The sequence below is a fragment of the uncultured Serinicoccus sp. genome (genome assembly GCF_947487915.1).
In the GTDB taxonomy this organism is placed as follows: domain Bacteria; phylum Actinomycetota; class Actinomycetes; order Actinomycetales; family Dermatophilaceae; genus Ornithinicoccus.
In genome coordinates, this window is the sequence record NZ_CANKYH010000002.1 from 276,289 (window position 1) to 289,885 (window position 13,597).

Annotated in this window: 7 protein-coding genes; 2 read left to right on the forward strand and 5 right to left on the reverse strand. The window is 71.8% G+C overall.

Annotated elements, in window-relative coordinates:
- Positions 1 to 62: 62 nt before the first annotated feature.
- The 5 genes from yvcK to uvrA are packed head-to-tail and all read right to left on the reverse strand — an operon-like array spanning position 63 to position 7,334.
- The gene (yvcK, locus tag Q0795_RS03190; RefSeq protein WP_298886366.1) at positions 63 to 1,025 is read right to left on the reverse strand and encodes a uridine diphosphate-N-acetylglucosamine-binding protein YvcK; all 963 of its coding nucleotides are present in this window, start codon (positions 1,023 to 1,025) and stop codon (positions 63 to 65) included.
- A complete protein-coding gene (gene rapZ / locus Q0795_RS03195) occupies positions 1,022 to 1,945 on the reverse strand; it encodes an RNase adapter RapZ (protein ID WP_298886369.1) in 924 nt (307 codons plus the stop codon). Before rapZ ends, yvcK begins: the two co-directional genes overlap by 4 nt.
- Before the next feature lie 52 nt (positions 1,946 to 1,997).
- Positions 1,998 to 3,911: an excinuclease ABC subunit UvrC gene (uvrC, locus tag Q0795_RS03200; protein WP_298886372.1), complete on the reverse strand. Its 1,914-nt coding sequence runs from the start codon at positions 3,909 to 3,911 to the stop codon at positions 1,998 to 2,000.
- Positions 3,904 to 4,386 carry a Rieske (2Fe-2S) protein gene (locus tag Q0795_RS03205; RefSeq protein WP_298886375.1) on the reverse strand — a complete coding sequence of 161 codons (483 nt, stop codon included), beginning with the start codon at positions 4,384 to 4,386 and terminating at the stop codon, positions 3,904 to 3,906. The genes uvrC and Q0795_RS03205 overlap by 8 nt, the downstream gene beginning before the upstream one ends.
- On the reverse strand, positions 4,383 to 7,334 hold the full coding sequence (gene uvrA, locus Q0795_RS03210) for an excinuclease ABC subunit UvrA (protein ID WP_298886377.1): 2,952 nt from the start codon (positions 7,332 to 7,334) through the stop codon (positions 4,383 to 4,385). Before uvrA ends, Q0795_RS03205 begins: the two co-directional genes overlap by 4 nt.
- Before the next feature lie 207 nt (positions 7,335 to 7,541).
- Here uvrA and gltB point away from each other — a divergent pair, with 207 nt between their 5' ends.
- Together gltB and Q0795_RS03220 are read left to right on the forward strand one after the other, a co-directional pair.
- On the forward strand, positions 7,542 to 12,128 hold the full coding sequence (gltB, locus tag Q0795_RS03215) for a glutamate synthase large subunit (protein ID WP_298886380.1): 4,587 nt from the start codon (positions 7,542 to 7,544) through the stop codon (positions 12,126 to 12,128).
- Complete coding sequence (locus tag Q0795_RS03220) at positions 12,121 to 13,581, forward strand: glutamate synthase subunit beta (RefSeq protein WP_298886383.1); 1,461 nt, start codon at positions 12,121 to 12,123, stop codon at positions 13,579 to 13,581. Before gltB ends, Q0795_RS03220 begins: the two co-directional genes overlap by 8 nt.
- Positions 13,582 to 13,597: the final 16 nt, after the last annotated feature.

Here is a 13,597-nt window from a genome sequence, read left to right on the forward strand (position 1 = left end):
GGGCGCCGGGTCGGTGCCCCGGGACAACCCCGGCAGGCTATCTGCTGGGGGCGGTGCGGCGCTCACAGACCCTGCTCCGAGATCACGTCGCGGTAGGCCGCCGCGAGCCGCAGCGTGTCGTGGACCCCGGGTCGGCCCGGGCTGCCCACGGAGGTCAGCACGAGGCTGGCGCCGACCCGCTCGACCGCTGTGTCCAGGGCCGTCCGCTCCGCGGACGAGCGCACCACCTGGGGGTCGGCGATCACGTGGTCGAAGGTCAGCTCCGGTGCGTGGGCGGCGATGGCCACGACGTGCTCGGCCAGGCTGTAGCCGTTCGCCTCGTCGTCGCTGAGGCTGACGTTGAGGGTGAGGATCCGGCGTGCGGGGGTGTCGCAGAGCGCCTGGCGCAGCTCGGGCACGAGCAGGTGCGGCATGACCGAGGTGAACCAGGACCCCGGCCCGAGGACCACGAGGTCGGCGAGCTTGATGGACTCGAGGGCCTGCGGGCAGGCCTGCGGCGCTTCCGGGATGAGCCGCACCGAACGCACCACACCCGGCTGGCGGGCCACCGTCGACTGGCCCCGGACCGTGCTCCGGGCCACGGTGCCCGCCGGCGTCTCCGCCTCGATCACCGCCTCGATGTCCAACGGCTCCAACGCCATCGGCAGGACCCGCCCGCGGGTGTTGAGCAACCGCCCGACGAGGTCCAGCCCCCGGACCTGCTCCTCCGGCCGGAGCTCCCACAGCGCCATGATGAGCAGGTTGCCGAGCGCATGTCCGGACAGCTCGCCGTGCCCTCCGAACCGGTGCTGCAGGACCGAGGACCACTGGTGCCCCCACGTCGTGTCCTCGCACAGGGCCGCCAGCGCCATCCGCAGGTCCCCCGGGGGCAGGATGTCGAACTCCTGCCGCAGCCGCCCGCTCGACCCGCCGTCGTCGGCGACCGTCACCACGGCGGTGATGGCCTCGGTGAGGTGGCGCAGGGCGCGCAGTGACGCGGCCAGGCCGTGGCCGCCCCCCAGGGCCACGACGCGCGGCCCGCTCACTCGCGCCCCAGGTCCCGGTGGAAGGTCGACAGCTGTACGCCGGACTCCTCCAGGTCGGCCAGCCGCCGCGTGAGCTCCTCCGCCGTCGCCACCGACCGGTGCTTGCCCCCGGTGCAGCCGACCGCGACCGTGACGTAGCGCCGCCCCTCGGCGAGGTAGCCCTGCATCGCCGTCCGGAGCATCTGGGCCGCGTGCTCGATGAAGCTCTGCGCCAGGTCGCTCCCGAGCACGAAGTCGCGCACGGCGGCCTCCTTCCCGGTGTGCGGCCGCAGCTCGGGGACCCAGTAGGGGTTGGGCAGGAAGCGCAGGTCGAGCACCACGTCGGCATCCAGGGGTATGCCGTACTTGAAGCCGAAGGCCATGACCGCCAGGCGTAGTCGCACGTCGGCGTCGACGTTCAGCAGCGCGTCGATCTTGGAGGACAGCTCGTGCACGTTGTAGCTCGAGGTGTCCAGGACGAGGTCGGCGTCCGAGCGCAGGTCGCCGAGCATCCGTCGCTCCCGGCGGATGCCGTCCAGGAGCAGCCCCTCCCCCTGCAGGGGGTGAGGCCGACGGACCGCCTCGAAGCGGCGTACCAACGTCTCGTCGGAGGAGTCGACGAAGACGACCCGGGGGCGCCACCCGCGTTCGCCCAGGATCTCCAGCGCCACCGAGAGCTCGCTGGTGAAGTCGCGGCTGCGCACGTCGACGACGACCGCGACCCGCTGGCGCTGCGGGTCGTCGGCCGTGGCATCCATGAGGTGGACCATCATCGAGGGCGGAAGGTTGTCCACGACGTACCAGCCGCGGTCCTCCAGGACGTCCCCCGCCGTGGTGCGGCCGGCACCGGACATCCCGGTGAGGATGACGACGTCGGAGCGGCCGGTCGCCTCCGGAGGGGTCGGCGGCTGCTCCCCCAGATCGGATCGGCGTGAGGTCACGATCTCTCCTCCCGTCGGTCGTGCCGGGAGAGCTGTCCGGCACGGCGCCGGGTCACTCGAGCACCTCTCCCGTGCTCAGGTTAACCGCAGGCGCGGGCTGCTCGCCGGACAGCCGCTCGTGCACCACGGCGGCGAGGGCCGGACCGACCCCGGGGACCTCCTGGAGCTGCTCCACGCTGGCGGTGCGCACCGCCTTGACCGAGCCGAGGTGTCGGAGCAGGGCCTGCTGGCGCGCAGGGCCGAGACCGGGGATGCCGTCCAGGGCGCTCGTCGTCATGCTGCGGGAGCGACGCTGCCGGTGGAAGGTGTTGGCGAAGCGGTGCGCCTCGTCCCGCACGCGCTGCAGGAGGTAGAGCGCCTCGCTGGTGCGGGGGAGCACGACCGGGTAGTCCTGGTCGGCGTTCCACACCTCCTCGAGCCGCTTGGCGAGCCCGATGACGGCGACGTCGGCCACCCCCACCTCGGCCAGGGCGCTCTGCGCGGCCCGGACCTGCGGGCGCCCGCCGTCCACGACGACGAGGTTGGGAGGGTAGGCGAACTTCGTCGGCCTGCCCTCCTCGTCGGCCCCGGGGGTGGGCGCGGCGGCGAGGTGCCGGAAGCGGCGGGTCAGCACCTCGTGCATGGCGGCCGTGTCGTCACCGGTGCCCGACCGCACGATGAACCGACGGTACTCCCCCTTGCGCGCCAGCCCGTCCTCGAAGACGACCATGGACCCGACCACGTCGCTGCCCTGGACGTGGCTGATGTCGAAGGACTCGATCCGCAGCGGCGCGTCGTCCAGCTCCAGGACCTCCTGCAGCTCCTGCAGCGCCTGCGAGCGCAGCGTGAGGTCCCCGGACCGGGCCACCTTGTGCCGCGCCAGCGCCTGCTCGGCGTTGCGGGCGACCGTCTGCATGAGGGTGCGCTTGTCCCCCCGCTGGGGCACCCGCACGCCCACCCGGGCGCCGCGCAGCCCGGTGAGCCACTCCTGCACCTCCTCGTGCCCGTCCGGCAGCATCGGGACCAGGACCTCCCGCGGCACGTCCTCGCCGCGCTCGGCGCCGTAGACCTGCTGGAGCAGGTGCTCGACCACCTCGGGGGTGGACTCGGCGCCCTTCTCGCTCACCCAGCCCCGCTGACCCCGGATCCGGCCGCCGCGGACGTGGAAGACCTGCACCGCCACCTCCAGCTCGTCCTCGGCGAGGGCGTAGACGTCCGCATCGGTCGCGTCCGACAGCACGACCGCCGAGCGCTCGAGGGCTTTGCGCAGGGCCCCCAGGTCGTCCCGCAACCGGGCGGCGGTCTCGAAGTCGAGGTCGGCCGACGCCCGGCGCATGCGTTCCTCGAGGTCCCGCACGAAGCGGGCGCTGTCACCGGCCATGAAGGCGCAGAAGTCCTCGGCGATGGCGCGGTGCTCCTCCGGGTCGACCCGACCGACGCAGGGGGCAGAACACTTGTCGATGTAGCCCAGCAGACAGGGGCGCCCGACCTGCTCCGCCCGGCGGAAGACCCCCGCCGAGCAGGTGCGGACCGGGAAGACGCGCAGGAGGGTGTCCATCGTCTCCCGGATCGCCCAGGCGTGCGTGTAGGGACCGAAGTAGCGGGTGCCCGGACGCTTCTTGCCGCGCATGACCTGGGCGCGAGGGACCTCCTCGCCCATGGTGACGGCGAGGTAGGGATAGGACTTGTCGTCGCGGTACTTGACGTTGAACCGGGGGTCGAACTCCTTGATCCAGGAGTACTCCAGCTGCAGGGCCTCGACCTCGTTGCGGACGACCGTCCACTCCACGCTCGCTCCGGTGGTGACCATCTGCGCGGTCCGCGGGTGCAACGCCCGGAGGTCCTGGAAGTAGGACGAGAGCCGCGGGCGCAGCGACCGTGCCTTGCCGACGTAGATGACCCGGCCGTGCTGGTCCCGGAACCGGTAGACCCCGGGGTCCGTGGGGATCTCGCCGGGTCGGGGCCGGTAGCTGCGCGGGTCAGCCACTGATGACGACGTCGGCGCCGTCCACCGTGGCCGTCAGGGTGGCCAGCCCTTCGGTCGCCGGACCCTGCACGACGGCACCGTCGGCCAGGGCGAAGGCGCTTCCGTGGCAGGGGCACACGAGCGTGCCGCCCGCACCCGTGGTGGAGACCATGCACCCCTGGTGCGGACAGGTGGCGTCGTAGGCGACAAGCTCACCCTCCGTGGGCTGCGCGACCACGACGTCGGCGTCCTCGAGGTAGCGGCTGCCGCCGACCGGCACGTCCGCCAGCGGCACCCTCGTCCCTGAACCGGACGCGCCCGGGTCGCCTGCTCCGGACTGCCCCGGCGCATCGTCCTGGCCGCCCCCGCAGGCGGCCAGCGAGCCGACCACCGCCAGCCCGCCGCCGCCGGCGAGCAGCCGACGCCGGGCGGGTCCGTGCGCGCAGGCCGAGGTGCAGGCCGCGTCCGGGTGGCGACCACGAGGTGTCCGGGTCATGCGCTGGACCTCCGTTCCAGGCCGAGGACGGGTGCGAGGAAACGACCAGTATGACTCGCGGCGACCCCGGCGACCTGCTCGGGTGTGCCCTCTGCCACCACCTTTCCGCCGCCCCGGCCACCCTCTGGTCCGAGGTCGACGACCCAGTCGGCGGACTTGATGACGTCCAGGTTGTGCTCGATGACGAGGACGGTGTTGCCCTTGTCCACCAGACCTTGCAGCACCCCCAGCAGGCGGCGGATGTCCTCGAAGTGCAGACCGGTGGTCGGCTCGTCCAGGACGTAGATGGTGCGACCCGTCGACCGCTTCTGCAGCTCGGCGGCGAGCTTGACCCGTTGCGCCTCTCCCCCGGACAACGTCGTGGCGGGCTGTCCCAGGCGCACGTAGCCCAGACCCACCTTGACCAGCGTCGTGAGGTGGCGGGCCAGCACCGGCACCGCCGAGAAGAAGTCCGCGGCCTCCTCGATGGGCATCTCCAGCACGTCGGAGATGGTGCGCCCCTTGAAGTGCACCTCCAGCGTCTCCCGGTTGTAGCGCTTGCCCTGGCAGACCTCGCAGGGCACGTAGACGTCGGGCAGGAAGTTCATCTCGATCTTCAGCGTGCCGTCGCCCGAGCACGCCTCGCAGCGGCCCCCCTTGACGTTGAACGAGAAGCGCCCCGGCTGGTAGCCGCGCACCTTGGCCTCGGTGGTCGTCGCGAAGAGCTTGCGGATGTGGTCGAACAACCCGGTGTAGGTGGCGGGGTTGCTGCGGGGGGTCCGCCCGATCGGGCTCTGGTCGACGTGGACCACCTTGTCGAGGTGGTCCAGGCCCTCCACCTTGCGGTGCCGACCGGGAACGTGCCGTGCGCCGTTGAGCTGGTTGGCGAGCACGCGGTAGAGGATGTCGTTGACCAGGGTGGACTTGCCCGACCCGCTGACCCCGGTCACGGCGACCATGTTGCCCAGCGGGAAGCCCACGTCGACCTGCTGCAGGTTGTGCTCGCGGGCACCACGCACCACCACGCGTCGTCCGTCCTGCGGACGGCGGTCCGAGGGCGTCTCGATGGCCTTGCGGCCGGAGAGGTACTGGCCGGTCAACGAGGTCGGGTGGCTGAGCAGGCCGTCCACGGACCCGCTGTGCACGACGTGCCCCCCGTGCTCACCCGCCCCCGGACCGATGTCGACCACCCAGTCGGCCGTGGCGATGGTGTCCTCGTCGTGCTCCACCACGATGAGGGTGTTGCCGAGGTCGCGCAGACGCGTCAGCGTCTCGATCAGCCGGTGGTTGTCCCGCTGGTGCAGCCCGATGCTCGGCTCGTCCAGGACGTAGAGCACCCCGACCAGGCCGGAGCCGATCTGGGTGGCCAGCCGGATCCGCTGGGCCTCGCCGCCGGAGAGCGTCCCGGCCGGGCGGTCGAGGGAGAGATAGTCCAGGCCCACGTCGAGCAGGAACCCGAGCCGGGCGTCGATCTCCCGGCTGACCTGGCCGGCGATGGCCGCCTCGCGGGCGGTGTAGTCCACCGTGGAGAGGAAGTCCGCGCACTGGTCGAGCGGCATGGCGCAGACCTCGGCGATGCTGCGCCCCCCGACGAGGATGGCGAGGATCTCCGGCTTGAGTCGAGCGCCCCGGCAGGTGGGGCAGGGGACCTCACGCATGTAGCCCTCGTAGCGCTCCCGACTGCTCTCCGACTCGGTCTCGGCGTGCTTGCGCTTGACGTAGGGCAGCACCCCCTCGAACCCGGTGGAGTAGCTGCGCTCCCGGCCGAACCGGTTGCGGTAGCGCACGTGCACCTTGTGCTGGTAACCCTCGAGGATGGCGTCGCGGGCCCTCCCCGGCAGCTCCTTCCAGGGCACGTCCAGGCGGAAGTCCAGGTCGTCGGAGAGCCCACCGAGGACGCGCAGGAAGTAGTCGCTCAGCCCGGAGGCCGTCGACCACGGCACCAGCGCACCGCCGAGGATGCTGAGGTCCTCGCGCACGACCAGCTCGGGGTCCACCTCCAGCTCGACCCCGATACCGGTGCAGTCCGGGCAGGCGCCGAAGGGACTGTTGAAGGAGAAGGAGCGCGGCTCCACCTCGTCGATCGACAGCGGGTGGTCGTTGGGGCAGGCCATCCGCTCGGAGAACCGCCGCTCCCGGGGCAGGGCCTCGCCGTCCTGGTCCAGCGGTGCCGGGCGGCTCCCGGCGTCGGCGCCGTCCGCCGCGACGTCGACGAACTCCGCGACCATGATGCCGCCGGCCAACGACAGGGCCGTCTCCACCGAGTCGGTGAGCCGGCGCGCGTAGGCCCGGTCGGGAGCGCCGGGCTCCGGTCCGTCACCGGTCTTGCTGACGAGGCGGTCGACGACCACGTCGATGCTGTGCTTCTTCTGCTTCTCCAGGGTTGGCGGGTCGGTGAGGGTCACGAGCTGCCCGTCGACGCGGGCGCGGGCGAAGCCCTTGGACTGCAGCTCGGCGAACAGGTCGACGAACTCGCCCTTGCGCCCCCGGACCACCGGGGCCAGGAGCTGGTAGCGGACCCCCGTCGGCAGCTGCAGGAGGCGGTCCACCACCTGCTGCGGGGTCTGCCGCTCCACCGGCTCCCCGCATACCGGGCAGTGCGGCCGACCCACCCGCGCGAACAGGAGCCGGAGGTAGTCGTAGACCTCGGTGATGGTGCCGACCGTGGACCGCGGGTTGCGGTTGGTCGACTTCTGGTCGATGGAGACCGCCGGTGACAGCCCCTCGATGAAGTCCACGTCGGGCTTGTCCATCTGGCCGAGGAACATCCGGGCGTAGGCGGACAGGGACTCGACGTAGCGGCGCTGACCCTCGGCGAAGATGGTGTCGAAGGCGAGTGAGGACTTGCCCGAGCCCGACAGCCCGGTGAACACCACGAGAGAGTCGCGCGGGATCTCGACCGAGACGTCGCGCAGGTTGTGCTCGCGCGCACCCTGGACGACCAGGCGGTCGTGACGGGCGCGTGACACGGCGGGAGCAGGGGAGGAAGATGGCACCCCACCACTGTAGGTCCCGCCACCGACACACCTCTTCCTCGACGGCTTTTCCGCCAGGGCAACTGCATAGGTATGCTGAACCCTGCATGAAACCGTCGCCGGGTCGTCGTCGCCCCGATCGTGTTCTCCCGGCCCGCCGCCCCCGTGGTTGCGCGCCCCGTCCTGAAATCCGGTGATCCCATGACAGAGTCGATCGACCAGACCTCCTCTGCCCTGCGTCCCGTCCCGGGGGCTGCGCCCCAGGGTCTGTACGACGGTGCCCACGAGCACGACAGCTGCGGTGTGGCCTTCGTGGCCACCCTCGACGGGGTCCCCCGCCACGACATCGTCGCCCAGGCGCTCACCGCGCTGCACAACCTGGACCACCGCGGCGCGGTGGGCAGCGAGGAGAACACCGGTGACGGAGCCGGCATCCTCACCCAGCTGCCCGACGCGTTCCTGCGCGAGGTGCTGCCCTTCGAGCTCCCGGAGCCCGGCCGCTACGCCGCGGGCATCGTGTTCCTGCCGGGGCAGGGGCAGACCGACGAGGTCGCGGCGCAGGTGGAGGAGATCGTCGAGGGCTCGGGCCTGCGGGTGCTCGGCTGGCGCGAGGTCCCGGTCGACCCCGGTCTCATCGGTCCGACCGCGCTCTCGGTCATGCCGGTCATGCGCCAGCTCGTCGTCGCCGCCGGCGACGAGGCCCCGCAGGAGTCCGGTCTGGAGCTGGAACGCCGCGTGTGGCTGGCCCGCAAGCGCATCGAGCGGCGCACGCCCGCCTACCCCGTGTCCCTCTCCACGCGGACCATGACCTACAAGGGCATGCTCACCACCGACCAACTCCCGGCCTACTTCCCGGACCTCACCGACGAGCGGTTCACCAGCGCGCTGGCGGTCGTCCACTCGCGCTTCTCGACCAACACCTTCCCCTCCTGGCCGCTGGCTCACCCCTACCGGGTCATCGCCCACAACGGGGAGATCAACACGGTCAAGGGCAACCGCAACTGGATGCGGGCCCGTCAGTCCGAGCTGCGCAGCGAGCTCTTCCCCGGCGACCTGGCGGACGCGTTGCCGATCTGCACCCCCGACGCCAGCGACTCCGCGACCTTCGACGAGGTGCTGGAGCTGCTCAGCCTCGGCGGACGGTCCCTCCCCCACGCCGTCCTCATGATGATCCCGGAGTCCTGGGAGAACGACGAGACGATGGACCCCGACGTCCGGGCCTTCTACGAGTTCCACTCCATGCTCATGGAGCCGTGGGACGGCCCGGCCAACCTGGTGTTCACCGACGGCACCCAGGTCGGGGCCGTGCTCGACCGCAACGGGCTGCGCCCCTCCCGGTACTGGGTCACCGACGACGGCCTCGTCGTGCTCGGGTCCGAGTCCGGCCTGCTGCCGCTCCCGCCCGAGCGGGTGGTGCGCAAGGGGCGGGTCGCCCCGGGCCGGATGTTCCTGGTGGACCTCGAACGCGGGGAGATCCTCGACGACACCGAGGTGAAGCGGGACCTGGCCGCCCGCCAGCCCTACCGCGAGTGGCTCGACGCGGAGCTGGTGCACATGGACTCCCTGCCCACGCAGGTCCACGTGCGGCATACCCATGCGTCCGTCACCCGGCGCCAGCAGATCTTCGGCTACACCGAGGAGGAGCTGCGGATCATCCTGGCCCCGATGGCCCAGGCCGGGGCCGAGCCGCTGGGCGCCATGGGGACCGACACCCCGATCGCGGTGCTGTCCGACCGGCCGCGCCTGCTCTTCGACTACTTCGTCGAGGCCTTCGCGCAGGTGACCAACCCACCGCTGGACGCGATCCGCGAGGAGATCGTCACCTCGCTCGAGGCGTCGAGCGGTCCCGAACCCAACCTGCTGGACGAGACGTCGGCGCACGCGCGGCAGGTCGTCCTGCCCTTTCCCGTCATCGACAACGACCAGCTGGCCAAGCTGCGCCGGATCAACGCCGACGGCGAGCACCCCGGGCTGGACGCGGTGGTCGTCCGCGGGCTCTACCGCGTCGACGGCGGCGCGGCGGCACTCGAGGAGCGGCTCGAGGAGATCTGCGCCGAGGTCGACGAGGCCATCGCCAGGGGAGCCTTCTTCGTGGTGCTCTCGGACCGGCACGCCGACCGCGAGCGGGCACCGATCCCCTCGCTGCTGCTCACCAGCGCGGTGCACCACCACCTGGTGCGCAACAACACCCGGACCCGGGTCGGGCTCCTCGTCGAGGCCGGGGACGTGCGCGAGACCCACCACGTGGCGCTGCTGGTCGCCTACGGCGCGGCGGCCGTCAACCCGTACCTGGCCATGGAGACGGTCGAGAACCTGTGCTCGGCCGGCCAGCTGCTGGACGGTCTCGACCCGGACGTCGCCATCAGGAACCTCATCAAGGCGCTGGGCAAGGGTGTCCTCAAGGTCATGTCCAAGATGGGGATCTCCACGATCGCCTCCTACCGTGGTGCCCAGACGTTCGAGGCCGTCGGCCTGTCGCACGACGTCGTCACCCGATGGTTCACCGGCACGACCAGCCAGATCGACGGGGTGGGTCTCGCGGTCATCGCCGAGGAGGTGGCCCGCCGCCACGCCGTGGCCTACCCCCTGTCCGGCATCCCGCCCTACCACCGCGCCCTCGACATCGGCGGTGAGTACCAGTGGCGCCGCGAGGGACCCCCGCACCTCTTCAGCCCGGAGGCGGTCTTCCGGCTGCAGCACGCCACCCGCGAGGGTCGCTACGACGTCTTCACCAGGTACACCGACCTCGTCGACGAGCAGTCCGCGAGCCTCATGACCCTGCGGGGGCTGTTCCGTCTGCAGCCGGACCGGGACCCGATCGACGTCGAAGAGGTGGAACCGGTCAGCGCCATCGTCCGGCGGTTCGCCACGGGGGCCATGAGCTACGGCTCGATCTCCCAGGAGGCGCACGAGACGCTGGCCGTCGCCATGAACCGGCTGGGCGGCAAGTCCAACACCGGTGAGGGCGGCGAGGACGTGGAGCGGCTGCTCGACCCCGAGCGCCGCTCGGCGATCAAGCAGGTGGCCTCGGGGCGCTTCGGCGTCACCTCGCCCTACCTCGTGCACGCCGACGACATCCAGATCAAGATGGCGCAGGGCGCCAAGCCCGGCGAGGGCGGACAGCTGCCGCCGGGCAAGGTCTACCCCTGGGTGGCGAGCACCCGGCACTCCACCCCCGGCGTGGGCCTCATCTCACCGCCGCCGCACCACGACATCTACTCCATCGAGGACATCAAGCAGCTCATCCACGACCTCAAGAACGCCAACCCCCGCGCGCGCATCCACGTCAAGCTGGTGAGCCAGATCGGCGTGGGGACGGTCGCCGCCGGCGTCTCGAAGGCCAAGTCCGACGTCGTGCTCATCTCGGGGCACGACGGGGGGACCGGCGCCAGCCCGCTCACCTCGCTCAAGCACGCCGGCACGCCCTGGGAGCTCGGGCTCGCGGAGACCCAGCAGACGCTGCTGCTCAACGGGCTGCGCGACCGCATCGTCGTCCAGTGCGACGGGCAGCTCAAGACCGGGCGCGACGTCATCGTCGCCGCCCTCCTGGGAGCGGAGGAGTACGGTTTCGCCACCGCTCCCCTCGTGGTCTCCGGCTGCATCATGATGCGGGTCTGCCACCTCGACACCTGCCCCGTGGGCATCGCCACGCAGAACCCCGAGCTGCGCGAGCGCTACACCGGCAAGGCCGAGTTCGTGGTCACCTTCTTCGAGTTCATCGCCCAGCAGGTGCGTGAGCTGCTCGCAAGCCTGGGGTACCGCTCGATGGACGAGGTCATCGGGCGCTCCGACCTCCTGGACACCTCCCGTGCCGTCGAGCACTGGAAGGCCGACGGGCTGGACCTCTCCCCCGTGCTGCACCTGACCGACCTGCCCGAGGGCGCCTCCCGCCACTGCACCACGACGCAGGAGCACGGCCTGGACGCGGCGCTGGACAACCAGCTCGTGGAGCTGGCCGCCCCCGCTCTCGACGACGGCACCCCCGTGGTGGGCTCGTTCCCGATCACCAACGTCAACCGCACGGTGGGCACCCTCCTGGGCCACCACGTCACGGTCGCCGCCGGTCCGGACGGGCTGCCGGACGGCACCATCGACCTCACGCTCACCGGGTCCGCCGGGCAGTCCCTCGGGGCGTTCCTGCCCCGGGGGATCACCCTGCGCCTCGTCGGGGACGCCAACGACTTCGTCGGCAAGGGACTGTCGGGCGGTCGGATCGTGGTCCGGCCCGAGGCGGGGTCGGCCTTCGTCGCCACCGACCAGGTCGTCGCGGGCAACGTCATCTGCTACGGCGCGACGTCCGGGCAGGTCAACCTGCGCGGTGTCGTCGGCGAGCGGTTCTGCGTACGCAACTCCGGGGCCACTGCGGTCGTCGAGGGTGTGGGCGACCACGCCCTGGAGTACATGACGGGCGGGCTGGCGCTCATCCTGGGCCGGACCGGCCGCAACCTCGGTGCGGGCATGTCGGGCGGCACCGGCGTGGTCCTGGACCTGGACCGCGGCACGCTCAACCCGCTGGCCGTGGCCAACGGTGACCTGCTCCTCGCCCCCCTGGCCGAGACCGGGCACGCCGACCACGTGCGAGCGCTGCTCGAGGAGCATGCGGAGCTCACCGGGAGCACGGTCGCCCGGGCGTTGCTCGACGATCCCGACTGGGCTCTCCGGCTCACCGTCGTCACCCCGCGCCAGTACGCCAGCGTGCTGCGCATCCGCCGGGAGGCGGAGGAACGCGGGGACGACCCCAACGGCCCCCACGCTTGGCAGCTCATCCTGGAGGACTCCCATGGCTGACCCCAAAGGCTTCCTGACCCACCGCGAGCGGGAGAACCGGCCCTCGCGCCCGGTCCCCGTGCGGATCATGGACTGGAAGGAGGTGCACGGCGAGCAGGAGACCTCGGTCCTGCAGCGGCAGGCCAGCCGGTGCATGGACTGCGGCATCCCCTTCTGCCACACCGGTTGCCCGCTCGGCAACCTCATCCCGGAGTGGAACGACCAGACCCGGCGCGCCAACTTCGCCGAGGCCATCGAGAGCCTGCACGCCACCAACAACTTCCCGGAGTTCACCGGTCGGCTCTGCCCAGCCCCGTGCGAGACGGCCTGTGTGCTGGGCATCAACCAGCCGCCGGTGACCATCAAGCAGATCGAGGTCTCGATCATCGACCGGGCGTTCTCCAACGGCCGCGTCACGCCCCAGGAGCCGGAGTGGCTCAGCGGCAAGACCGTCGCCGTGGTCGGGTCCGGGCCGGCCGGGCTGGCGGCCGCGCAGCAACTCGGCCGGGCCGGGCACACGGTCGTCGTCTACGAGCGCTCCGACGCGGTCGGCGGGCTGCTGCGCTACGGCATACCGGAGTTCAAGATGGAGAAGTCCGTCCTGGACCGGCGCCTCGTGCAGCTGCGCGCCGAGGGCATCCGGTTCGTCACCGGCGTCACGATCGGTGGCGACGGGCCGAAGGACGAGTCGCTGGACCAGCTCCGGGAGCGCTTCGACGCCGTGGTCCTCGCGACCGGGTCGACCGTGCCCCGGATGCTGCAGGTGCCGGGGGCCGAGCTGGACGGGGTCCATCCGGCGATGGACTTCCTGGTGCCTGCCAACAAGGAGGCGCTGGGCGGGCCGCGCGGCATCGACGCCAGCGGCAAGCACGTGGTCATCATCGGCGGCGGCGACACCGGCGCCGACTGCCTCGGGACCGCGCACCGCCACGGGGCGGCGTCGGTCCTGCAGCTGGAGATCATGCCGACACCCCCGCACGAGCGGCCCGAGAACCAGCCCTGGCCCACCTACCCCATGCTCTACAAGGTGAGCGAGGCGCACGAGGAGGGCGGCGACCGCACCTACGGCGCGTCCACCGTCGAGGTCCTCGGTGACGACCAGGGGCGGGTGCGCGGTCTGGTCATGGTGGACGGCCGGTTCGCCGACGGCCGGTTCGTGCCGACCGAGGGCAGCGAGCGGGAGATCCCCGCCGAGCTCGTGCTCCTCGCGATGGGCTTCGTCGGCCCGGACGAGGAGGCGGCACCCCAGGAGGTGCTGCCCCGGTCCGCGCGCAACACCTACGAGCGCGACGACGCCTTCGCGACCCCGCTGCCGGGGGTCTTCGCGGCCGGCGACTGCGGCCGCGGACAGTCGCTCATCGTCTGGGCCATCGCCGAGGGCCGCGCCTGTGCGGCCACGGTCGACCGGTACCTCTCCGGGACCACCACGCTGCCGTCCCCGATCAAGGCCACGGACCGGCCGCTGACCGTGTGAGCGGGCCCGCCTAGAC

Coding starts and splice junctions, on each gene's coding strand:
- gltB (WP_298886380.1), top strand. CDS start 7,542: ATGACAGAGTCGATCGACCAGACCTCCTCTGCCCTGCGTCCCGTCCCG.
- Q0795_RS03220 (WP_298886383.1), top strand. CDS start 12,121: ATGGCTGACCCCAAAGGCTTCCTGACCCACCGCGAGCGGGAGAACCGG.
- Q0795_RS03205 (WP_298886375.1), bottom strand. CDS start 4,386: ATGACCCGGACACCTCGTGGTCGCCACCCGGACGCGGCCTGCACCTCG.